This is a genomic window from Candidatus Leptofilum sp. (genome assembly GCF_965223525.1).
Taxonomy (GTDB): Bacteria; Chloroflexota; Anaerolineae; order Promineifilales; family Promineifilaceae; genus Leptofilum.
In genome coordinates this window covers 644,438-667,049 of record NZ_CBDCWX010000004.1, presented here as the reverse complement: position 1 = coordinate 667,049, position 22,612 = coordinate 644,438, and the positions used below count along the sequence as shown (strand labels likewise).

15 protein-coding genes are annotated in these 22,612 nt (G+C 50.5%); 6 read left to right on the top strand and 9 right to left on the bottom strand.

The features are described 5' to 3' along the window. Positions 1 to 39: 39 nt before the first annotated feature. Entirely contained in the window at positions 40 to 822 is a 783-nt protein-coding gene (locus tag ACOQPM_RS03060) for a carbon-nitrogen family hydrolase (protein WP_420627757.1), read from the bottom strand. A gap of 183 nt (positions 823 to 1,005) precedes the next feature. On the opposite strand from ACOQPM_RS03060, the gene ACOQPM_RS03055 reads away from it, so the two are divergent. Both ACOQPM_RS03055 and ACOQPM_RS03050 read left to right on the top strand, forming a co-directional pair. After that, positions 1,006 to 5,775 (top strand): protein kinase domain-containing protein, encoded by a 4,770-nt coding sequence (locus tag ACOQPM_RS03055; RefSeq protein ID WP_420627756.1) that lies wholly within the window; start codon positions 1,006 to 1,008, stop codon positions 5,773 to 5,775. 119 nt (positions 5,776 to 5,894) lie between these two features. Then, on the top strand, positions 5,895 to 7,055 hold the full coding sequence (locus ACOQPM_RS03050; RefSeq protein WP_420627755.1) for a methionine aminotransferase: 1,161 nt from the start codon (positions 5,895 to 5,897) through the stop codon (positions 7,053 to 7,055). A gap of 25 nt (positions 7,056 to 7,080) precedes the next feature. Here the strand turns inward: ACOQPM_RS03050 and ACOQPM_RS03045 are convergent, their stop codons facing one another. Continuing rightward, positions 7,081 to 8,046, bottom strand: coding sequence for a helix-turn-helix transcriptional regulator (locus tag ACOQPM_RS03045; RefSeq protein ID WP_420627754.1), 966 nt, complete (start codon positions 8,044 to 8,046; stop codon positions 7,081 to 7,083). Between the two features lie 228 nt (positions 8,047 to 8,274). On the opposite strand from ACOQPM_RS03045, the gene ACOQPM_RS03040 reads away from it, so the two are divergent. Beyond that, positions 8,275 to 9,417 carry an ATP-binding protein gene (locus ACOQPM_RS03040; protein WP_420627753.1) on the top strand — a complete coding sequence of 381 codons (1,143 nt, stop codon included), beginning with the start codon at positions 8,275 to 8,277 and terminating at the stop codon, positions 9,415 to 9,417. Positions 9,418 to 9,466: 49 nt separating this feature from the next. On the opposite strand, the gene ACOQPM_RS03035 is transcribed toward ACOQPM_RS03040, so the two are convergent. Further along, complete coding sequence (locus tag ACOQPM_RS03035) at positions 9,467 to 9,691, bottom strand: hypothetical protein (protein WP_420627752.1); 225 nt, start codon at positions 9,689 to 9,691, stop codon at positions 9,467 to 9,469. Positions 9,692 to 9,953: 262 nt separating this feature from the next. On the opposite strand from ACOQPM_RS03035, the gene ACOQPM_RS03030 reads away from it, so the two are divergent. The 3 genes from ACOQPM_RS03030 to ACOQPM_RS03020 are packed head-to-tail and all read left to right on the top strand — an operon-like array spanning position 9,954 to position 14,415. Then, the gene (locus ACOQPM_RS03030) at positions 9,954 to 11,729 is read left to right on the top strand and encodes a polymer-forming cytoskeletal protein (protein ID WP_420627751.1); all 1,776 of its coding nucleotides are present in this window, start codon (positions 9,954 to 9,956) and stop codon (positions 11,727 to 11,729) included. A 15-nt stretch (positions 11,730 to 11,744) separates the two neighbouring features. Beyond that, complete coding sequence (locus tag ACOQPM_RS03025; RefSeq protein ID WP_420627750.1) at positions 11,745 to 13,058, top strand: FtsW/RodA/SpoVE family cell cycle protein; 1,314 nt, start codon at positions 11,745 to 11,747, stop codon at positions 13,056 to 13,058. A gap of 7 nt (positions 13,059 to 13,065) precedes the next feature. Next, a complete protein-coding gene (locus ACOQPM_RS03020) occupies positions 13,066 to 14,415 on the top strand; it encodes a penicillin-binding transpeptidase domain-containing protein (protein WP_420627749.1) in 1,350 nt (449 codons plus the stop codon). Positions 14,416 to 14,496: 81 nt separating this feature from the next. Here the strand turns inward: ACOQPM_RS03020 and ACOQPM_RS03015 are convergent, their stop codons facing one another. The 6 genes from ACOQPM_RS03015 to ACOQPM_RS02990 form a co-directional block, all read right to left on the bottom strand. Further along, the gene (locus ACOQPM_RS03015) at positions 14,497 to 14,715 is read right to left on the bottom strand and encodes a hypothetical protein (protein ID WP_420627748.1); all 219 of its coding nucleotides are present in this window, start codon (positions 14,713 to 14,715) and stop codon (positions 14,497 to 14,499) included. Beyond that, positions 14,705 to 15,745, bottom strand: coding sequence for an ABC transporter ATP-binding protein (locus ACOQPM_RS03010; protein ID WP_420627747.1), 1,041 nt, complete (start codon positions 15,743 to 15,745; stop codon positions 14,705 to 14,707). Before ACOQPM_RS03010 ends, ACOQPM_RS03015 begins: the two co-directional genes overlap by 11 nt. A gap of 19 nt (positions 15,746 to 15,764) precedes the next feature. After that, complete coding sequence (locus tag ACOQPM_RS03005; RefSeq protein ID WP_420627746.1) at positions 15,765 to 16,730, bottom strand: ABC transporter ATP-binding protein; 966 nt, start codon at positions 16,728 to 16,730, stop codon at positions 15,765 to 15,767. Between the two features lie 4 nt (positions 16,731 to 16,734). Further along, positions 16,735 to 18,096, bottom strand: coding sequence for an ABC transporter permease (locus ACOQPM_RS03000; protein WP_420627745.1), 1,362 nt, complete (start codon positions 18,094 to 18,096; stop codon positions 16,735 to 16,737). A 4-nt stretch (positions 18,097 to 18,100) separates the two neighbouring features. Beyond that, a complete protein-coding gene (locus ACOQPM_RS02995; RefSeq protein WP_420627744.1) occupies positions 18,101 to 19,249 on the bottom strand; it encodes an ABC transporter permease in 1,149 nt (382 codons plus the stop codon). A 180-nt stretch (positions 19,250 to 19,429) separates the two neighbouring features. Continuing rightward, positions 19,430 to 22,048 carry an ABC transporter substrate-binding protein gene (locus ACOQPM_RS02990; protein WP_420627743.1) on the bottom strand — a complete coding sequence of 873 codons (2,619 nt, stop codon included), beginning with the start codon at positions 22,046 to 22,048 and terminating at the stop codon, positions 19,430 to 19,432. Positions 22,049 to 22,612 lie beyond the last annotated feature (564 nt).

The following is a 22,612-nucleotide window of genomic DNA, read 5'->3' as shown; positions in this document are numbered from 1 at the left end:
TAAAAGAGAAAAACTCTTAAATCTCTGTGTCCTCTGTGGTTAATAAATCTCCGGACGACGATCGGCAAAAACGGGAATTTTGGCGCGAACGGCATCTACCTGGGCAATATCAATAACGGCCGTTCCCAACATCTTCCCCTCTCCCAATTCAAGTACAATCTCCCCCCACGGGTCTAAAATGCAGGAATGACCAAAAAAGTCGGTGTTTTTGCTGCTGCCAACCCGGTTGCAGGCCACCACAAACATCTGGTTTTCAATGGCGCGGGCGCGGAGCAGCGTGCGCCAATGCGCCAGGCGCGGATGCGGCCATTCGGCTGGCACAAAGACCAATTGCGCTCCCGCCAGCGCATATTGCCGAAACAGTTCTGGGAAGCGCAAATCGTAACAGATGGTTAGCCCTGCCTTCCCCCACTCAGTTTCAACCAGGGTCGGATTTTCACCTGCGGTCAGAAATTGCTCTTCCTGCATCAGCCGGAACAGATGCAGCTTGCTGTATTCACCCAGTGAACGGCCGTTTGCATCAAAGTAAATGGCCGTATTGCCAAACGCCCCCTTGCCCAGCAGCGATAAACAAGAACCCAAAATCGCAATCTGATGCTGCTTGGCCAACGCCGCAACCTGAGCAAACAGTCCCGCATCAGTCCGCGTGGCGTAGCTAGCCGCATTTTCCAAATCGTAGCCAGTGGACCACAATTCCGGGAAAACAACCAAATCTGAACCGCGCCGGGCCGCTTCGGCCGTCATCGCCTGCACCGTGCGCCAGTTTGCTGCCGGATCACCCAGTTTGACATCCATTTGCCCTAAAGAGATTGTTGTTTTCATAACGGCCGTTTCCTCCACATTCAACAAAATTTGACATTTTCGTTATAATACGCATATTCGGGAAAGGTCAAAATAGTTGTTCGCAAATTTTACTTCCCATGCTAGCTGCTTTCTAGGCAAACTTGTTCCTTGCCTACCCTAGCAACTTACCAGCCACCACATCGAGTCGTGTAAAACATTCTTGTGAACAATCAATCTGATCTCACCGGACGCACTTTTGGTAAATACAAACTGTATAACCGCCTAGGCATTGGGGGAATGGCGCGTGTTTACAAAGCGTACCAAAGCAATTTGGATCGCTTTGTGGCCCTGAAGGTGCTGCACGCTTACCTGGCCGAAGAAGATGAATTTATTGGCCGCTTTGAGCGTGAAGCGGCTGCCGTTGCCCGAATGCGGCATCCCAACATCGTGCAGGTATTTGATTATGATACCGAAGGGGATAGCCGCTACATGGTGATGGAGTACATCGAAGGGCCTACCCTTAAAGCCGAGCTAGATCACCGCGATTCATCCGACATCCCTTTCACCTTTGATGAAATTAGCCATATCATCACATCCTTAGCCAAAGCGCTAGATTACGCCCACACGCGCGGCATCATTCATCGGGACATCAAGCCCTCCAACATCATGTTTACGCTGGATGGGGACGTGGTGCTCACCGACTTTGGCATTGTGCGAATGGTGGGGCTGCCGCGCTACACGCTTACCGGCATGGTGGCCGGTACACCGGCCTACATGGCACCGGAGCAGGCACAATCACTCACCATTGACCACCGCGCCGACATCTACTCGCTCGGCGTAATTTTATATGAACTCATTACCGGGCATACCCCGTTTTCGGGTGACACGCCCATGGAAATCATCAAAAAGCATATTGATGAGCCGCTACCGCAGGTTGATGCACCCAAACCCATTCCACAGGAAGTTGAACAAGTCATCAACAAAGCAATGGCCAAAGACCAGGATGATCGGTTTCAATCGGCCGCTTCCCTGGCCACCGCCCTGCAACAAGCTTTGGGGCAAACGGCCGTTTCCCAACCCACCATCATCCAAATGCAGCCATTGGCAACGGCCGTCTCCACCCCCGCCGATCCTGCTACCCCCATCCTCTCGCCCAGCTTTCAAATGCCGGACACCTGCCCCTACCGAGGCCTGTTTGCCTTTGGCGAAGAAGATGCCGCCAACTTTTTTGGCCGCGAAGCGTTTACCCAACGCCTGCTAGAAACCGTCGAAAGGCAACGCCTTCTAGCAATTGTTGGCGCTTCTGGCAGCGGCAAATCCTCCGTCGTGTTTGCTGGATTGGTTGCCAAACTGCGCGCCAACCGCGATTGGCACATCATCACTTTTCGGCCAGGGCCAGAGCCATTTCATGCCCTCTCAGCCGCCCTGATTGCCCACCAGCATCCCACATTTAGCGATGATGAACAGCGCAAAGCAACCAGCCAGCTCGCCAACGATTTGCGATACAAAGAGGTGCAGCTGCTCCCCTTGCTAAGCCGCATTTTGACACAACACAAGCCAGCCAAGCAGCTTCTCATCGTCTCTGACCAGTTTGAAGAAATTTACACGCTTTGCAGTGACCAAAAAGTACGCCTCGCCTTTTTAGATTTACTGCTGGAGGCAGTAGACGTGGCGCAATTCCGCCACCTACCCCACTTTACCTTGGCGCTCACCCTGCGTACCGACTTTTTAAGCCAGGCACTCACCCACCGCCCCTTTGCCGATGCCCTGCAAAACGCCGACATCAAGCTAGGTCCCATGACCCGCCGCGAACTTAGCCAGGCCATCGCCAACCCGGCCCGTCGCTTTGGCCTGCTTTTTGAAACGAGCCTGGTCGCCCGCATTTTAGATGATGTTGGGGACGAGCCGGGCAATCTGCCCCTGCTGCAATTTGCTCTAACCGAGTTGTGGGAAAAAGCGCGTGAAGGCTACCTTACCCACGAAGGGTACGATGCCATCGGCGGCGTGGAAGGGGCGCTGGCGCGGTATGCTGACCGGGAATTCAGCCAACTCTCTGCGGCCGAACGGCAGCAGGCGCGGCGCGTCTTTATCCAAATGGTGCGCCCTGGAGCCGGTACGGAGGACACGCGCCGCCTGGCCACCCGTAGCGAACTGGGAGAAAGTAACTGGCAACTGGTGCAAAAGCTGGCCGATGCCCGTTTAGTCGTCACCAGTTTAGCACCTAACGGCCAGGAAACGGTGGAAGTGGTTCACGAAGCGTTGATTCGGGGTTGGGGGCAGCTACGCGCCTGGATGGAGGATGATCGTGCCTTCCGTGCCTGGCAAGAGCGGCTGCGGGCAGCCCTACGCCAATGGCAAATGAGCAATCTAGATAGCGATGCCCTGCTGCGTGGCACGTTGCTGGCAGAAGCAGAGGGCTGGCTCAATGAACGGGAATCTTTTTTAAGCCGAGAAGATCGATTTTTTATTGATGAAAGTTTGAAGCTGCGAACGGCCGCACAACAAGCACTGGAACAGGAGCAGCTAGAACGCCAGCAGGCAGCGGCCCAGGCACGCTTTGCGCGGCGATTGGGCTGGCTAACGGCCGCTTTGGTTGTCACTATTGTTTTGTTACTGATTGTGGCATTTTCGGCCGTCAATAATAATCAAATTGCTCAGGCCAATGCGGCCACGGCCCAAGCCAATGAAGCCACGGCCGTTTCCCTGCGCGAAGCGTCTGAATTTAGCCAAGCCACCTCTGTGGCGGCAGAAGCCACCGCCCGCGCCGATGCCGAGCTGCGCGCCACCGCCGAAGTTGCGGCTGAACAAGAGCGTGAGATTGCCGAAATAAATGCCCAGGATGCCATTGCCGCCCGGGAGACGGCCGTCTTCTCTGCCAATGAGCTGGCAACGGCCGTCATCATCGCCGAGCAAAACGCGCAGGAAGCAGAGAACCAATCTCGGCTGGTGGTGGCTCGTGAGCTGGCGGGCATTGCCACCGACCAGCTAAACAGCGACCCGCAGCTAGGTTTGCTGCTCTCGTTAGAAGCGGTGAATCTGACCCAATCGTTCAATTTGGCCGCACCAGAATCGGCCGAGGATGCCTTGTTCCGGGCCATGCAAAGCTCGCAGCTACAGCGCATCTTCTCTGGCCACACCGAGGGCGTTAACGACATTGCTTTTAGCAGCGACGGCCGTTTGCTAGCCACCGTCAGCCAGGACAGTGAAATTAAGCTGTGGGACGTCGCCAGCGGGCAAGAGGTTGGCGTGCTTACAGACCATGCCCGCGCCATCAACACCGTTGCTTTTAGCCCCGACAGCGCTCTCCTGGCCACGGCGGGCGAAGATGGCTTCATCATTTTGTGGAACACCGCCACGCAACAGCGGATCACCGTGCTAAACGGAGCCGATGGGGCAGTCACCGACATCGCTTTCAACCCGGCAGGAGACCGACTGTTGGCAAGCTACAGCAGCAGTGCCCTGCGGCTGTGGGACATTGGCAATCGCCGTTCGCTGCTGCGGCTGCTGGGGCATACCAGTCGGGTTCAGGCGGTGGCCTTTAGCCACGACGGTAGTCGCTTTGCTTCTGGGGGGGCAGACGGCCGTATCATCATCTGGAATGGCGCAACAGGCGCATCTCTCTTCTCCATCGAACCATTTATTGGCAACGATAACCAAACCATCCAAATTAACGGGCTGGCGTACAATAACGACGATACACATCTGCTGGCAGCTAACAGCAACGGTACGGCAGCCATCTGGAATACAGCTGATGCCTCGCTCATTTTTCGCGTCACTGGCCACGCCGTCCAGCTGGATGATGTGGCCTACAGCCCAGATGGGACGCTATTTGCCACAGCCAGCAGTGACAGCACGGTGAAAGTTTGGAATGCCGTCTCCGGGCAGGCGCTGTACACATTGCCCGGCCATACCAACGGAGTAACGGCCGTTGCCTTTCATCCCCTCGAACCGCAACTCATCACCGGGAGTGGTGACAGCACTGCCCGCCTGTGGCGCACCGAGGCAGGACTGTCGCCGCAGATTTTGTCGGGGCATACCGGCAATATTTTGTCAATTCGCTTTAGTGCCGACGGCCGTTTCCTGGCAACCAGCGGCGCAGATGAAACAGCCCGCATCTGGCGAACCGAAGACAGCGCCCAGCTTCACGTATTTGCCGATCATAACAATGCGGTGAACGATGTCGCTTTTGCCCCCGATGGTGCGCTGCTGGCCACGGTTAGCGACGACCAAAACGCGCGCCTGTGGGATATTGCCAGTGGAGAAATCCAGCTGCCGGTGATGGATCATCCAGCCGAAGTCAATGGCGTGGCCTTTAACCCGGAAGGCACCGTTTTGGCTACCACCGCTGCCGATGGCATTCTCCGTTTTTGGAGCCCAATAGACAACAGCCTGCAGCTTCGCTTACCCTACGGGGCAGGGCTCACCACGGTGAGCTTTAGCCCAGACGGCAGTCTAGTGGCGGTCGGTTCTGTGGATGGCACGGCCGTTATCTGGAATGTCGTCACTAATGAGATTGTGCAAATGCTGATGGGTCACGAGGGGGTTGTGAATGATGTGACGTTTAGTGGAGACGGCCGTTTCTTGGCCACCGCCAGCAGCGACGGCACGGCTCGGCTTTGGTCATTGGAAAGTGGCGAAGCAATCCGCGTCTTTTCTGGGCATGGGGGGCCGGTACTCAGCGTAGCCCTAAGCAGGGACGGCAGCCGCCTAGCCACAGGCAGTGCCGACCGCACCACCAAACTGTGGGACACAGCCACGGGGCAAACCCGCCGTACCTATTTGGGGCATACCTCTGTGGTAAATGGCGTGGTGTTTGATCCTGGCGACGGCCGTTTGGCCACCGCCAGTGCTGACCGCACGGCTCGCATCAACACGCTGGAGACTGTGCAGAACCTGTTTGAACGCGCCAAACTGCTGGTAACGCGCTCCCTCTCAGCAGACGAATGCACCCAATATTTGCGCGGCCGTCCCTGTTTATCGTTTTCTCCTTAAAGTAATTGCAAAGACGGCCGTTCTCTGTCACAATCCCCCACGCAAAAAATTTAGTAGCTGGCGGTTAATGGCGGGTCACTGACGAGCCACTAACCACCAGCCGCTTTCAGGAGACCCACATGAGTTACATGGCGCAGCGAGTAGCTGGCTTTGGCACCACCATTTTTACCGAAATGACGGCTCTGGCCAATGAGCATCAAGCTATCAATTTGGGACAAGGCTTCCCCGACTTTGCTGCGCCGGATTTTATGAAGGATGCAGCCATCGCAGCCATTGAAGCCGATATTAACCAATATGCACCGGCAAACGGCCGTCCCCGCCTGCGCCAAGCCATCGCCCAAAAAGTGCAAGATTTTTACGCCGTAGAGGCCAACCCCGATACAGAAATTACCGTTCTGCACGGGGCAACTGAAGCCATTTTTGCCACTATTTTGGGTCTGGTGAATCCAGGGGATGAGGTCATTGTCTTTGAGCCATTTTACGACTCATATGTGCCTGCCATACAGATGGCAGGGGGCATTCCCCGCTTTTACACCCTGCGCCCACCCAATTGGCAGATAGACGCAGGTGAACTGGCAATGTTGTTCAACAATAAAACGAAGCTCATCATCGTGAATACGCCGCACAACCCAACCGGGAAAGTTTTTACGGAAATAGAGTTGGGACTAATTGCCAATTTATGCCAGCAGCATGACGTGCTGGCCATGACCGATGAAGTGTACGAACATCTCGTCTTCGATGAACAGCAACACCAAACTCTCATCAGCCTGCCCGGCATGGCGGCACGCACCATCATGATTTCTAGCTTGGGCAAAACATTTAGCGTGACTGGTTGGAAGATTGGTTGGACGGTAGCCCCACCGGAGCTAACCCACGCCATTTTTCGGGCACACCAGTTCATGACCTTTTGTGGAGCAGCACCTTTGCAAGAAGCGGCCGTTACGGCCGTTTCCCAACCCCCATCCTTCTACCATGAGCTAACAGAGTTTTACACCAGCAAGCGCAACTTTTTGCTAGATGCCCTCAAAAGCGTCGGTTTGCGGCCAATTGCACCTCACGGCACTTATTTTATTATGGTAGATATTTCACATTTGGGTTTTGCTAATGACGTCGCTTTTTGTCGCTACCTTACCAGCAAGATTGGCGTGGCGGCCATTCCCCCTAGCGCCTTTTACCACAACCCTACCGACGGTGCAGGTTTAGCCCGATTTGCTTTTTGCAAAGAGGAGAAAACCCTCGCTGCAGCCGCCAACCGCCTGCAGCGCCTAAAAACTGGCTAACAACCTACTGATAACTGATCACCGATTACAGCGACCGTTCACTATATTGCGCCGCTGCCCGCTGCAGCTCTGAACCAATCTGCGCCCGCAACCAGATTGGTGCCAGCACCTCTACTTGCGCCCCCCAACTGCGAATAAATGGCTGCATCTCCTTTGGCTGCGCCACCTGCACCCGCAAAATGCAGCCGCCATCCTCTGTTCTTTCCAGCTTTTGCGTGAGATGCCACTGCCGTTCGTAGATGTGTGGCGTCACCTCTGGCGTAAACCGAAGCACGACCTCTGTAATTTCGCTGCCCGCCATGATCCGCCAACCCGAAGCCAAATGGCTCTCCAAATCAAACGCTTCCGGCACGGTAAAACTGTCCTTTAGCAGCGTAGCGCTTTCCAGTCGGTCTAGCTTAAAGGTGCGGATATCCTTTGCCCAATCATCATGCCCAATGACGTAAATGCCGGAGGGCGTTGGCTCTAGCGCATAGGGGGCAATCACGCGCTCGCGGAGTTGCCCGCTACGGGGCGAGCGGTAACCAACGCGCACTTTATGCCCGGTTCCCCATCCTTCAGCCAACGCTTCCAGCACAGCCACCTGCCGCTGACTGTCGTTGAGGGTTTGTACACGGTCGGCGGCGCGTTTTAGGTGGGGCGAGATGACTTTGGGCAGGGTAATGGCTAATTTACGCAAAGCAGAGGTGACATGGGGATTTCGCTCGTCAATGGTGCGGGCTAGCAGCAGCCCGGCCAATGTTAGCGCAATGGCTTCATGGAAGGTGAGGTGGACAGTGGTGAGATACCGGGTGCGATTCATGCCGAAACGGCCGTCTTTCTGCCAAATTGGTAAGCCTTGATCACACAAAAAATCAACGTCCCGGTACACCGTTCGGCGATCCACTTCAAGCTTTTCCGCCAACTCTGTGGCGCGCAAACCATCTGGGGTTAGCAGCAGCAGTTGTTCAATACGGCGCAGTCGTGATGTTCGTGATGCCAAGCGAGACATAGATTCTCCCATTGCGATTTAGCCCATTTGTTCTATTTTGCCTCGGAACAGATGCCTTGTCAACAGCGTTTTGCACCTGGTTAGCTACCAGGGATTGATTCTGTTGATTCGTTCGGCTATTGTGCAAAAGACAGTTCCTTGCACGATAAATGCTATTTGCGCTGACAGATTTTTACCCTAATATATTTTGGCGGGCATTTCCCTCAATAAGTGCAGTATTACTAAATTATGAGCAATAAAAGCCAAATTGACGTATTGCTGATTGAAGACAATCCACACGATGTACAGATCGTGCAGAGATTGTTGCACCGCACGGCCGTTTCTAACTCGATGCTGGCAAATATTCACGTAACGGCCGTCCCCCGGCTGCAAGATGCCTTAAACCAACGCCGCCAAGACCCCTATGATGTCATATTGCTAAACCTTTATTTGCCAGATGCCACAGGTTTAGACGCTTTCTCCAAACTAAAGCAAAGTCACCCCAAAACACCTGTCATTCTTTTAAGCGACCAGACCGAACATCAAACCATCATGGAAGCAGTACAAATAGGGGCCCAAGATTATTTGTCTAAAAGCGATCTCAGCACCAATTTATTGCTCAGAACAATCCACTACACAATTGAAAGACACCGGCTCATGCTAGAACTGCATCATCGAGCCGAGAATCTACAAGACCAAAATTTGGCACTCAACGATTTTGCCCACACAGTAGCCCACCAAATTCAAGGATTGCTCAGCCAGATGGTAGGGTATGCCAGCCTGGTAGATTCCCATTACCAAGAAGAGTTAAGCATACCTGCCAAGCAAGCGGTGGACCAAATTATGCAGAGCGGCTACAAGATGAACAATGTCATCACCGAACTGCTATTTTTAGCCAGTATGCGCTCCGAAAATATTCAGGCAAATTTGCTAGACAACAAGCGCATCCTTGCAGAAGTATTCAAGCGACTTCGCTATCAGATTCGGGAAACCCAGGCGGTTATTAAGTTGCCCGAAAGCTGGCCAACGGCCGTTGGCTATGCACCATGGATTGAAGAAGTGTGGCTAAATTATTTGAGTAACGGCCTAAAATATGGCAGTAAAGATGGCGAACCACCTGTGTTACAGATCGGATATGCACCAGAAGAAAATGGGATGGTGCGCTTTTGGGTTGCTGACAACGGCCCAGGTATTTCAAAAATTGATCAGAAGCGCTTGTTTAAAGCGCATACCCGCGTTACTTCCAAAAAAATACGGGGAGAAGGGCTTGGCTTGTCCATTGTTAGCCGCATTGTCAAAACAAGCGGCGGCAAGGTGGGCGTTGAAAGCACGGAAGGAAGCGGCAGTTGTTTTTGGTTCACGCTACCGGAAAATCTGCCTGTTCAGGATTAAATGCCCAAACCATCACGGCTTACATCGTCTTGATGCCCCTTCTAGGCGGCTACGATCCAGATTGAAAATCAGCTCCATCATCTGTTTGGTCATTTTCCGGTTCGTCAGCTGGTAGTTTTTGCACACTGCCCATGTGCAAATTGCGTAATCCGTTGACGCTGTTGTCGGCAATATCATCTTTGCTCTGGCTGAGGGCATAAAGGGCAACGGCCGTAAGGCAGAAGGCCAAAAACGCCAGGGCAAAGAAGGCAACGATGAGTCCATTTTCACCCATTGTAGTTCTCCCTGATTATATTTTTGTGGTTTGCTAAACGGCCGTACTGCCTGGCCTTCCTAGTTGATAACTCCACACCCAAACGGCTGCCCATAATAGCACATGTGTTCTAAATACTCAATATCTTGGGCATCATTACTCATTCAAACCAAACTTTTGGCGAATTTGGCAGAGTTAACGGCCGTTTCACCCATTGTTCCGTTCTTTTCAGTATCATCTTAAGCATTCCCCTGCTATAATGGCATGGTACATTTTTTTGGCTATGACTGTAACAGAAGAATCCACAACGCCTGACGGCACACTCATACCAACCGATGAGCCGGCAACCGAACCCAACGCAGAACCAAATGGTCAAGGCTTGCTAGACCGGCTGCGCTTTTGGCGGCGCGGGCAAACCTGGCTGGAAATTGTTGGCTACCACGTTGAGGATATTCACACTGATCAACCCGTCGCTATTCAGGAAGGAGCAACGTTGGTTGGCAACGTCTTTGCACCCCGCTTGATGGTGGCTGGTTTACTCACTGGATCGGCCGTTTGCCATGATATTCGCGTTGAAAAAAGTGGCCAAATTTTAGGGGATGTTTTTACCGTAGAGCTTATGGTTCTGAGCGGCGGCAACATTCATGGCTGGATCAGCAGCGTGGATGAGGCTGATTATGCAACTCTGGCAGAAAACGGTCACCTGCCCGATGATAGCAATCTTACCCGAAACGAAAACGCGCCTGACCTACCTGAAGGCCAACTGCTCAATCGGAACGAAGCCCAAATTGAAGCATTGCATCACCTACAAGCGCAGGCGGCCATGTCTTTGGCAGCACGCGCCGAGCTTGAGCAAGACTTTCAGCGTCGCCTAACGGAATTGGCGGGGGAATCTACCAGCACCATTGCGAATCTAAAACAAGAGCTAACAGAGCTACGTACGGAACTAACCACGAAGCAAACGCAGCTAGATGAAGCGCAAGAGGCGTTGCGCCACCGCAAAAGCCAGGTAGAGCGGCAAACCAATGAACTGGGCATTGCCCGCGATTTAATGACTGAGCAAAATGACGAATTGACAAATCTACGGCAGCAACACACCCAGTTACAAAACAGCCATTCCCAACTTCAATCGGACAAAACGGCCGTAGACAGCGAGCTAGAAACGGCCGTGGGTGAAATCAACACCTTGCGCGACCGTATCCACAGCTTGGAGGTTGCCCACAAAGCCAGCCTCGTCCACACGTCCGAGCAAGAAGAATCGCTCATTCGCTGGCAAGAATTAGCCGAAATCACTGAAAAGAAAGTGGAAGAGTTAGAAGCCGAGCTGCAAAAGATGGAAAACCAGGCTGAGGAAAGCAATTCTGTTTTGGAAATGCAGCGGGAGCAGCGCAAAGCCGCCGAAACAGAGCTGGAAAAAGTGCTGAACGAGTTAACTGAGCTTCGTGAAAAAAGTGCCGATCCGTTGGCTAAGATTGAGCAGCTAGCCGAAGCGAATGAGCAAATTAGCCAGCTAGAAGCAGAATTAGCAGATGCTGAACATGCTCATTTTGAGCGTGTTTTGTGGTATAAAGCGGAGCTGGAAGCAAGCCAGGCGACCGCCACTTCTGCCGAAAAAGCAGTGGCAGACCAGGCTGACCATCTAACCAAGTTAGAAGCTGAGTTGCAACTGCAGACAGACAAAGTGGCAGAAATGCAAACGGCCGTTACCGATACGCAAGCTGATTTGCAATCCAAACAGGCCAAATGGAACAAACGCCACGAAGAACTGGTAGAGCAAAATATGGGACTGCAAACTGTTATTCAAGATCAAAAAGTGCAGCTAGAATCCAGTGAAACTGAGCTAAATCGGTATTTGAGCCAGGCCACTGCACAAGGACATCATTTGGCAGAAATTCAAGCGCGGCTGGTAGAGCGTGAGCTTCAGCTTAAACAAGCCATTGCCAAGTTAAAAGATGCCCGCAGCATGATAGAAAAGCAAAATCAAGCAATCAAGCAAATTCAGCAAAGAGCCGGCGAGCGCATCCAAAACCTACAACGCCAACTCACCCAAACTTCCTAATCGTGCCACAACTTTATGCCGAGCCTTTCATCTATTTCTCTTCGCTTTGATGCGGAACAGGGCCGTTCCGAACCAATCCTTTTTTGCATTGCCGCTTTATTTGTGTTTAGCAACGCCCTGGCACTGGGGCTAGCCCGCCACGGCCGTATTGATGGCAGCACACTCTGGGGGCCACTTTGCTGGTTGTTGGCGCAAGGCACGGCCATTTGGCTCCTTCGCAAGTACGCGCCCAACCACGATCCCTTTTTGCTGCCGATAATTGGTCTGCTAACTGGTTGGGGCATCCTGATGCAAGACCGGCTGGCTCCCAATTTTTTGGTGCGACAAGTGGCGTGGGTGGTGTTAGGAACGGCCGTACTTGTAAGCATCACCATTTTGCCACGAAATTTACGCTGGCTGCGCCGCTACCGCTACACCTTGCTGCTGCTTGGTATTGCATTATTAGTCGCCACGCTGCTATTTGGCATTAATCCTGCTAATTTTGACGAGGCAAAATATTGGCTACGGCTGCCCATTCCATTCCTCACGCCAGTTTACTTCCAGCCATCAGAACTGCTCAAGCTGCTGCTAGTCATCTTCCTGGCCAGCTATTTTGACGAGCGGGAAAGCATGGGGCAGTTACAAGGGAACGGCCGTTTACCAAACATCTCTTACCTGGCTCCTCTGCTGCTCATGTGGGGCTTCTGCATGGTTTTGCTGGTATGGCAGCGTGATTTAGGTGCGGCTACGCTCTTTTTCATTCTCTTTTTGAGCCTTCTCTATCTGGCAACAGGCGCTTGGCGTGTGGTGGTTGGTGGCGTGGGGCTATTGCTGCTAGCAGGTGTATTTGCCTACTTTGCCTTCAGCCTCGTCACATTACGCATTGATGCTTGGTGGAATCCCTGGCTCGATTTTGATGGCCGCGCCTTCCAAATTGTGCAATCCCTCTATGCTGTGGCTGCCGGGGGCATTTGGGGGCAAGGCATCGGGCAAGGCTTCCCTCAATACATTCCGGTTGTTCATTCAGATTTTGCTTTTGCCGCTATCGCTGAAGAGTGGGGACTCATTGGCAGCCTAGGTATTGTAGGGCTTTTTGCTTTGCTAACACATCGGGGAATGCGGTTGGCCTTGCTGGCAGAACGGCCGTTTCGCCGTTATCTAGCGGCCGGCATCACCATTTTGTTGGCAGCCCAAGCCTTTCTCATTATGGGCGGTGTTACCAAGCTACTGCCACTCACAGGTGTCACCCTCCCGTTCGTTAGCTACGGTGGCAGTTCGATGATGATCAGCCATGTGATGGTGGGCTTGTTACTCTATCTTTCGACCAAAACCAAACCAATCCACCTCTAATTATTCGATGAATAAACAGTCGCCCCAAACGCAACTGCACAAAATGCAGCGAGCCATCTTGCTGGGCTTCTTGGCTATCGCCCTGTCGCTCGTTTTTTGGAACGTCGTGCGTAGCGACACCATTCTGGCCCGCGACGACAATCCTCGGCTTGTAGAAGCAGAGCTACGCATCCAGCGCGGCCAAATTTTGGACCGAAATGGCGTGGTGCTGGCAGAAACCATCGGCGAACCAGATGCGCTTGTCCGAAACTATCCGTACCCCGCCATTGGGCCAGCCGTTGGCTATTACAGCTTTCGGCATGGTACAGCAGGCATCGAGGCCGGATTTGATACTATTTTGCGGGGCAAGGATGAGGGATTTACGGCCGTTCTCAACCGCGAACTATTCCACGCACCCCAAATTGGGCGCGACGTGCAGCTAGCCCTGGACGCCAACCTGCAAACCACAGCAGAAGCACTCTTCGGCAACGCACAGGGAGCACTTGTGCTACTAGAGGTTGAAACAGGGCATATCCTGGCAATGGTCAGTCATCCCGGCTACAACCCCAACCTGCTAGATGAAAATTTTGATGACTTAGTTGCCGATGCAACCGCGCCACTACTAAATCGGGCCGTTCAGGGACAATACCAACCCGGTTTGGTGTTGCAACCATTCATTTTGGCAGCAGCTTTAGATGCAGACCGCATTCAGCTAGACGGTGCCGTCCTGAACGCAAACCGCCCAGTGTCTGTCAGCGAGGAAGTAGAACAATGCCAAACCACCCCACCAGAAAACCCAACCTGGGCGGATGTCCTCCGCTACCGCTGCCCTGGCCCCATGCAAGATTTAGCGGACAGGCTGGGTCTGGCAGGTCTGGATGACATTTTTTTGCGCTTTGGCTTGGCAACACCCCCAGAATTGCCGCTAAACACCGAACTTCCTGGAATTGAGCCGCTTAATGATCCTCTACAAGCTGGCATTGGCCAAGATACGCTCACAGTCTCGCCCTTGCAAGTTGCACAAGCATTAGCAGCATTGGGCAATGACGGCCGTTTACCCACACCGCAGTTGGTAACGGCCGTCCAGGATGAAAATGGCAGTATGCAGCCTCAACCAGCCGCCGCAAGCAGTGGCAATGCAGTCACCAGCCGTGCCACCCGCGACATTCGCCAGCTTCTCACTGCAGATGAACACCTGAGTTTCATGGTGTTGGCTATATCTGGCCCAAACAGCCGCAATGGATGGTACCTGGCACTAACGCCCGCCGCCCAGCCAAGGTATGCCATTGTAGTCGTCGTTGAAAACAGTGAAAATTTAGAGATGGTGCAAGAGATTGGTGTTGGTGTGGAAACGGCCGTACACCAAATAGAAAAATAAAATGCCACAGCTAACTGTGGCATCGAATCAACTAATTTAACCGATTTTAGGGGCTAGGGAGTGTGGGAAACGGCCGTTGCCTTAACCCTCATACCAATCATTTTCACGCCGCCGACGGCTATCACCAACGTGCATAGCAGTCCCAATGACCCCCAGAAAAATTCCTATAACCGAAGCGGCAAAAGCGATAAAATTAAGGAAAAAAGTGGATTCCACAAGGCGAATGACAATGACAAATGGCACAATAGCTCCAATCAGAACCAAAACAAACCCAACCCCAATCATTCGATTAAACGGCATTCATGCCCTCCTCGTCAAACAACCAACAAGCTACACGATGATTAGGAGCAACTTCCACATTTGGTGGTCGCTTAACATCACATAGCCCCTCAATAACTTTGGGGCAGCGAGGATTAAACCGGCATCCTTGTGGAGGATTCACCAAACTAGGCGGTTCTCCACGAGGAACCTCACGCATAACCAAAGCATTATCGGCATCAGGGTCAGATGAAGCTTCTAAAAGCGCAAGCGTATACGGATGCTTCGGGTCAGCCAGCAAATCCTCCATCTCCGCGATCTCAATAACTTCACCTGCATACATCACAAAAATGTACTCAGAAAAATACCGCACTGTAGAAAGGTCATGCGTAATATAAATGACCGATAAATTGTGCTTCTCCTGCAAATTGCGTAACAATCGCAAAATCTCAACCCGAACAGAAGCATCAAGCATTGAAACAGGTTCATCTGCCACCAATAGCTTCGGCTCCATAATCATTGCCCGCGCAATCACTACACGTTGCTGTTGGCCACCGCTCAGCATATGCGGAAATTTTGGTAAAACTTCATCAACTGGGGCTAACTTAACCTCTTCAAGAATCTTGCGAATTCTTTCCAGTCGTTCTTCTTTATTGTCAACTCCATTAATCACCAGCGGCTCTTCCAAGATACGCTGAATTGTCATGAATGGTGGCAAAGCACTAAAAGGATCTTGTTGAACATATCCTATTTTCGACCGATATATTCGTAAATCTTCTCCAGACGTCTCTGTCAAACGCTGGTCATCAAAAATAATATCACCCTTTGTTGGACGATTAAGGCCTAAAATAGTTTTCATAAGGCTAGACTTACCGCAACCGCTTTCTCCCACACATGCCATTGCTTCGCCTTGCTTCAAATCAAACTGAACACCGTCCACTGCCCGAACATAACCCGCGTGACCAAAGCCAAATCGCTTTAATTCATACCAAACATGCAAATCATCAATTTGCAAAATTGGTTCATCTGCATCATTTGTCCTGGGTTTCAAACCATTTTCCATTTCGCTCATTTTTTATTCCTATTACCAATTATGCATAAAGCCAGCATTTAACCTCACGCATGTCCTCTCGAACAATAGTGGGCGGCTCTTCATCACATTTTTCAAACCGGGCAGGGCAACGGTCAGCAAATCGGCAGCCTGTTGGTGGCTTCAATAAACTTGGTGGTTGTCCAGTAATAAATTCTGGCTCAATGGTTTCACGCAACCGAGGCACACTTGCCATTAATTTCTGTGAATATGGATGTAATGGCTCATTAAAGAAATTGTGTGCATCCCCAACCTCAACAATTTGACCAGCATACATCACAGCAACATTGTCTGCTAATTCACTAGAGGTTGCAATATCATGGGTAATCAAAATGAAGCTCGTTTCCAATTCTTGCTTTACTCGCTTCATCAAGTTCATGATATTTGCTTGCGTAAGCACATCTAAAGCAGATGTTGGCTCATCCAAGATTACCAAATCCGGCAGCGTAATGAGCGACATTGCCAATGCTGCTCTTTGACGCATACCGCCACTTAACTCGAAGGCATAACGATGCAAAAAATCTACGGGTACACCCACATGTTCAAACATTTGCAGGGCACTTTTTAGTGCTTCTTCCTTAGACAATCCCATATGAATCATCGCTGGTTCTGCGACCTGGTCACCAATTCGCATCACGGGATTCAAGGCGTTCATAGCTGCCTGAGGTACCATAGAAATTCTTTTCCACCTCACCTCGCGGCGGAATGATTCGGTGTTGTATTGCATGATGTCCTTATCATGCAACCACACTTCACCATCGTATGTATGCACATTTCGCGGGAGCAAGCGCAAAATTGCCTTGGCTAATGAACTTTTGCCACAACCGGATTCACCAATAACAACTGTTGCCTGATTTTTCGGTAACTTAAAATCAACGCCATCTACAGCCTGAACAACACCTGCCCTTACCTTAAAATGCAAACGCAAGCCTTTTACCATTAGGAGATCATTATTTTCTGATTCCATTCAATTAAAGCTCCTGTAATCGAGGGTTAAAAATTCGGTCAAGGGCAAAACCGACCATCGCAAAGCCAACGCCACAAAACATCATTAATGCTGCCGGTTCAATAATCCAGTAATAGAAACCGTTAAACAAAGCACCTTGATTTCGAGCATCTGAAATTAATTTACCCCAAGTTGGCAAAATAGGATCACCAAGACCCAGAATAGCCAAAGATGCTTCAAGAAATACAAACGCCGGAACCAGCGAAACAATGCCTGGAATGACCAAAGGCAGAAGCCGTGGAATCATATACTGGAAGATTATGCGCGTATTGCTTGCACCATAAGCTCGTGCAGCATCTATATATGCTAACTCTCGTACCTGGAGGAAGGTGGCTCGGTATGTTTTAATGGCAAGGCCAAAGATACTAAATAATATTACCAAGCCTAACATTAGCCAGATACTTCGAGAATACAGGGTTCCCACCATAATTAAGATCGGCAACAGAGGAATAATATTATTCACTTCAGTGATGCGCTGAATAAGGGCATCAAGTATGCCACCGTACCAAACACCTACGGCCGCAATGCAAAGAGAAGATACGGTAGTACCTAGAGCAGCAATCAGTCCGAACGACATTGCAATTGGCGTTCCCCAAAGCAAAGCAACCGTTAAATCTCGCCGACGATGATCTGTTCCAGCAAGGCCATGAACCAAGCCGTAGCTTACAAATGTCGTCTCAACTTCTGAATTGTCTTCAAAAAGCAAAACAGACAGTTTGAGTTGGTAATTACCCTTTAAAACCTGTAATCCTTCTTGTTCAGGATCATCAAACAAGCCTTTTTCGGCAGCTACTTCATCAATGCCAGTAGCACGCTCTAGACGGCGCTGTAGGCGGCTATCTTGTGAGAAGCGGAATGAAGATGATGCAGATGGAGAAAACTCACCTGCACGAATCTCACGGCCGTCCGGAGTTAGCCATGTCATTTCCACATGCGGCTGTTTTTCTTCAAAGGTTGCATCAAAGAATATGATCAGCTCTGGGGGAAACTCATCATATTGATAATCAAACTCATAGGTATAAATGGCTTCACGGGTGTCTTCAGACAAATCTTCAATGACAACATTGCCATCCCCGTCCGAGCTTTTAAAAACAATGGTTTCAGGACGTTGAACATCACTAAACCAATTTTGCCAAACGGGCCACGCATTTCGGGGATATTCTGCCCAGACATCCTCTCCCCCACGCCAAAGCCGAACGGCTTCGCTATATGGAATGGCAATGGGTGTTATTATCGCCGTCAGGATAAGCAAAGCGATAATAATTAATCCAATAATAGCAGAAGGGTATTGCCGTATACTCTTTAGGTTAATCAGAATTGATTTCATAGTCTTATTCCGTTTTTTGCCCTACTCGCACGCGAGGGTCAACCAGTGCGTAAATAAAGTCAAGTAGGAACACTGTTAATGCCAAGAGATACGCATAAACAACAATATTTGCCAAAATAACCGGTGTGTCAAACGCACCAATAGCGGCAAAATAGAGCTGCCCAATGCCTGGCCAATTGAATACCGTTTCCAAAATAATAGCACCCGTCCACAAATTGATGAGCAAAAAGGCAAAGCTCGTCACAATATTGGGTAAAGTGGGCCTTAAGATATAACGACGTTCAATCATTCTATCCGTAAGACCTTTGGCTTTGGCCATATCCACATAATCTTCACTGGAGAAAATGAGGAAAAAGGTACGCCATGTGTACGCATTCAAAAAGACTGCATTGATGACAATTGCCGATATGGGCAAGATCATATGGCGCATTAGGCTAAGCATGTAGTCTACCCGGCTTTCTGGCGGTGGTGCTTCTACCATGCCGCCAAAAGGCAAAACACCCAATATACTGGCAAAAATCAAGATGAGGAATAAACCATAAAACCAACCTGGTGCAGACGAGGTTGGTGCCATTCCTAATATAAATTTATCCCAAAAACTACCGTACCGCCTAGACAGACTTAAACCCACAGAGATGCTGGCAAAGAACAAAATTAGGTTCCCTGTTCCGAAAAGCACCAATGTAGACGGCAGCCGTTCGAGAATAATATTACGAACTAACCTAGAGCCACTATCACTCATCAAGAATTCAGAGAAACCTAAATCAAGCGTCAGGGCATCAGTTAAATACGTAAAACTGCGTACAATAAATGGCTGATCTAACCCGAACCGTTGTTCCGCTAAAGCAATGCGTTCTTCCAAAATAGCGGTTCGTTCTTCTTCTGGTAGTTGGCGGAACTCAAGGTTTGCGCTTAAAGCAAGTACCGTTTGTTCACGAATAACACCGCGACGAATTTCGTCTACATGCCCACCCATATTGGCAATGAGGATGGTGATGTATACACCAGCGACAACGGTAAGAAACAATGCCACTAGTTTTAAAATCGTATAGCGGGCTAATCGCGTGATCGTTTCTGTGCGTGCTTGACGTGATGAAGATTCAATTGATTCAACATCAACTTCGACATCGAGATTAAAGGCTTCCTGACTCATAGAGTTACCCTTTCCTTGCTAATATCTTAACAGATAGGACAGAAAGAACAGGTTGGAAGCAGTTTTCAAACCACCTCCAACCTGATATAGGTCTAAATTGGCAGATGCCTATTTAGTAGGTTTACATTGGGCATTCTTTTACAAAAATGCCCAATGTAGTAAAGCGAGGTTTTACTAACTTTATGGAGCCGTAACGAACTGGTATTCACCAAGGCTTGGCAAAGCTACCAGATTAGAAACGACAACTACCTCAAGGCGATTGGAACCTTCTTCAAGAGCGGCAGTTGTATCTGCACTCAGAACAACTTCCCAAAGGCCATCTTCTACAACTGTTGCTTCGCCAGCTTCAACCTGGGCGCCAGTTGCATCGAAGAGCAGGTAGGTTACGGAGCCAATATCATCAGCAGCGTAGGGGCCATCGAATACGTCAATGAAGACGTCGAAGGCAGCTTCATCACCGATGGTAACACGGCCTGGGCCATCAACCTCAACCTCTGCAATTGCAGGGGCAGCAAAGCCGGCAAAACGGTTTGCTGGGTCTGGATGTGGCTCGTAGCGGGTCAAGATTGCCTGACCTTCTACGGGGAATACACCGGAGAGGAAGTAGACGTTTGTACCCAGATAGTAATGACCATACCGACGAGCAAACTCAGACAAGTTAGCGTAACGAGCAGCAGCTTCGTCAGCGGAGATGTAATCGCCCAAAGTTGCAGCATAGGGGATGAACCCTGATTCTGTAGCAGCGGCTAACTCTGCTGCAAACACATCCAGAGACGGGCCGGCAATCATGTTGGTCCGTTCGATTTCGTTTGCTTCTGCCTTGTCAGGTGTAAAGGCAAAACCACCGTTTGCTTCACCACTGAGCATCAAGGCCATGTTGTGCCATGCGCCATCAGCGAAGTCGTAGGTTGGCCACCAAGTTACAACAACATTTTCGGCGTCAAGCTGAGCGTTGTCGGCATAGTATTCAATGGTCAGCGGATCAGTAGAAACGATGCGCGTGCCTTTGAATGCGGAGAGGAACTGAGCCAAGTCTGGAGCTAAGGATTCGTCGTAGTACGGGCTGTCGGGGTTACCAAGATCGAAGGTGATGATCATGCCCATTACGAAGTCAGCTGGGCTCAACGGGCTACCGTCGTGCCAAGTGATTGTATCAAAGAGGTCAGCCGGGTAGGTGACAGTGCTCTTGAATACGGCCGTTTGCGTCTCAGTATAAACGTCAGCAGCAGTCAAGAATGTCTGGTTTACAGCATCCCAACCGGCCCACGCATCGTCTGGTACCACAATTTCTGGCTCGAAGCTCAACGTAATCCAATCAGAGGAGGGGGAAACGCTGGCCGGGAAGCCTTCTTGTACAACAACTTCTGCACTCTCGATACGAACCGGGATACCAATACCCGTATTAGGATCTGTGTACAGCCCGTTTTCACCAATTGCACGTTTTACCATGTTATCGAAGACCCAGTTAGAACCACCAATCGGGTTCCACGGTTCGGTGAAAACGCTGGGCAAAGCGATGGTCATGGAACCACCAACTTCGTCAATGAAGCGAACGGTTTTAGCCCAGATAGCAGCACCGCTTACGCCAGCAGCCAAGTCGGTGGTAACAGCAACTTCGTCGCTGTAAGGCACCAGTGTGGTACGGCTGGTTACCCAAACGCGGGTGGAGAATTCACCTGCCAATGGCAGAATTTCTTCCATCAAAGCACCACGTTCAGCCAGGTCGGCATAGTCATTGTTGAACAGACGCAGGGAAAGTGCGTCAAACTCATCAGTTGGTTCGTAAACCTGCCAGGACGGCCACGGAACACCACGTGGGGTGTAGAAGAAATCAAAGTTGTCCGTATCGCTACGGGAGATAGCTGTTTGACTCCATGCACCCGTGTACAGATTCCATTGGCATTCTGCTGGGTCAGAGCTAATCCACAGCGGGCTTAGCTCACCAGAGGTACGCTCAACGCGCTCAATGGTGAAACCCATTTCTTCTAGCTGATTAGCAACATAGTTACCAATTTCCAGACGGGTATCTTCGATACGAATCAGGAAGATAAGCGTTACTGGTTCGCCAGCCCAATTCCACTTGCCGTCTACTAGTTCAGCGCCCAAGCCTTCCATCTCAGCAGCGATGATTTCATTTGCTCTGTCAAAGTCGTAAGCGTACTTAGCTTCGATGGAGCGAATGGCTGCTGCGTAACGACCACGGTCAGCACCAGCTTCAGAGATGGTGGTGTACTTCGGTACAGCCAAACCACCGTACAGCTCGTCAGCTACGAAGTCACGGTCAATTGCCCAGTTCATGGCTTCGCGGATGGCACGATTGTTGAACGGGTTCAACACGTTTTCATCGGCGCAAACGCCATTGTTGAAGAAGATTTCGTCATACAGACCGTACTGGGTAACAGCAGTGATGTTGCCAGCATCGGAGATAGCCTGCACAGCAGCCTGCCCACCAATGTCATCGGCAAACATGTCAATGTCGCCAGCAGCCAGACGCGCAATAGCAGAGTCCTGATTCGGCTCTTCAACAAAGATGATGGTGTCCAACCAACCACCAGTGCGATTTGCTTCCTCTTCGCTGGTGGGGTCAACAACCACTGTTTCAACGACCGTTACGGTTTCCGTTACGGTTTCCGTTACGGTTTCCGTTTCGGTTGTAACTACTTCACGCGTTACTTCAACCGGAACGGCGTCGCCTTCAACAACGCGCGTTACTTCAACAACTTCGGCTGGTGCTGAACATGCAACGGCTACAAAGCCAGCCATGAACAGCAATAAAATAAGAGATAAGGTTTTCTTCATAGGTATTCTCCTCGTAAAGAATTTGTCAAACTGTTTTGCTCAATTTGACGTGAACTGAGTAAAAACCAACTGCAAAGGCAAATGCCTCTGGCAATTAACTACCAAAGCAACCACAAAATGACGATACTGCCAAATTTGCGATTGTCTTTTTAAAAATTTGAAGTTTTTGCAACTATATTACGCAAAAAAACCAACCTGCTGCTGGAGTAGTCAACAGGATGGTTCGCTATAAAATGGGTTTATAGTTTTGTTTGCTATTGCGCTTGTACGCCATGTTGAGATTTCTCTTCTTCTCAGTCAACCACGGTGATATGGGCGATATGGTGGTAGCATTATACGGATATTCATTGTAGATGTCAAACAGGGGACATTTGGGGGGACGTGAAGGGATGACAAGGTGACACAATCTTCCACTAGAGGCAGGTTTGGTAAAATAATCCAAGCATTGTGACTTGGGTAATGGGCATATTGTACTAGAACTGAAAACATTGGCAACATCTCTCAGCCAGTCTATGCGTATGGTTGTTTGTACTGCCCATTTTGGTGTTGGATCGGATGGGATTT

What these genes read in the sequence shown, in the direction of transcription:
- ACOQPM_RS03020 (WP_420627749.1), top strand. Translation starts at nt 13,066, where the DNA reads ATGAATAAACAGTCGCCCCAAACGCAACTGCACAAAATGCAGCGAGCC.
- ACOQPM_RS02990 (WP_420627743.1), bottom strand. Translation starts at nt 22,048, where the DNA reads ATGAAGAAAACCTTATCTCTTATTTTATTGCTGTTCATGGCTGGCTTT.
- ACOQPM_RS03030 (WP_420627751.1), top strand. Translation starts at nt 9,954, where the DNA reads ATGACTGTAACAGAAGAATCCACAACGCCTGACGGCACACTCATACCA.
- ACOQPM_RS03035 (WP_420627752.1), bottom strand. Translation starts at nt 9,691, where the DNA reads ATGGGTGAAAATGGACTCATCGTTGCCTTCTTTGCCCTGGCGTTTTTG.
- ACOQPM_RS03060 (WP_420627757.1), bottom strand. Translation starts at nt 822, where the DNA reads ATGAAAACAACAATCTCTTTAGGGCAAATGGATGTCAAACTGGGTGAT.
- ACOQPM_RS03045 (WP_420627754.1), bottom strand. Translation starts at nt 8,046, where the DNA reads ATGTCTCGCTTGGCATCACGAACATCACGACTGCGCCGTATTGAACAA.
- ACOQPM_RS03000 (WP_420627745.1), bottom strand. Translation starts at nt 18,096, where the DNA reads ATGAAATCAATTCTGATTAACCTAAAGAGTATACGGCAATACCCTTCT.
- ACOQPM_RS02995 (WP_420627744.1), bottom strand. Translation starts at nt 19,249, where the DNA reads ATGAGTCAGGAAGCCTTTAATCTCGATGTCGAAGTTGATGTTGAATCA.
- ACOQPM_RS03025 (WP_420627750.1), top strand. Translation starts at nt 11,745, where the DNA reads ATGCCGAGCCTTTCATCTATTTCTCTTCGCTTTGATGCGGAACAGGGC.
- ACOQPM_RS03040 (WP_420627753.1), top strand. Translation starts at nt 8,275, where the DNA reads ATGAGCAATAAAAGCCAAATTGACGTATTGCTGATTGAAGACAATCCA.
- ACOQPM_RS03005 (WP_420627746.1), bottom strand. Translation starts at nt 16,730, where the DNA reads ATGGAATCAGAAAATAATGATCTCCTAATGGTAAAAGGCTTGCGTTTG.
- ACOQPM_RS03015 (WP_420627748.1), bottom strand. Translation starts at nt 14,715, where the DNA reads ATGCCGTTTAATCGAATGATTGGGGTTGGGTTTGTTTTGGTTCTGATT.
- ACOQPM_RS03010 (WP_420627747.1), bottom strand. Translation starts at nt 15,745, where the DNA reads ATGAGCGAAATGGAAAATGGTTTGAAACCCAGGACAAATGATGCAGAT.
- ACOQPM_RS03050 (WP_420627755.1), top strand. Translation starts at nt 5,895, where the DNA reads ATGAGTTACATGGCGCAGCGAGTAGCTGGCTTTGGCACCACCATTTTT.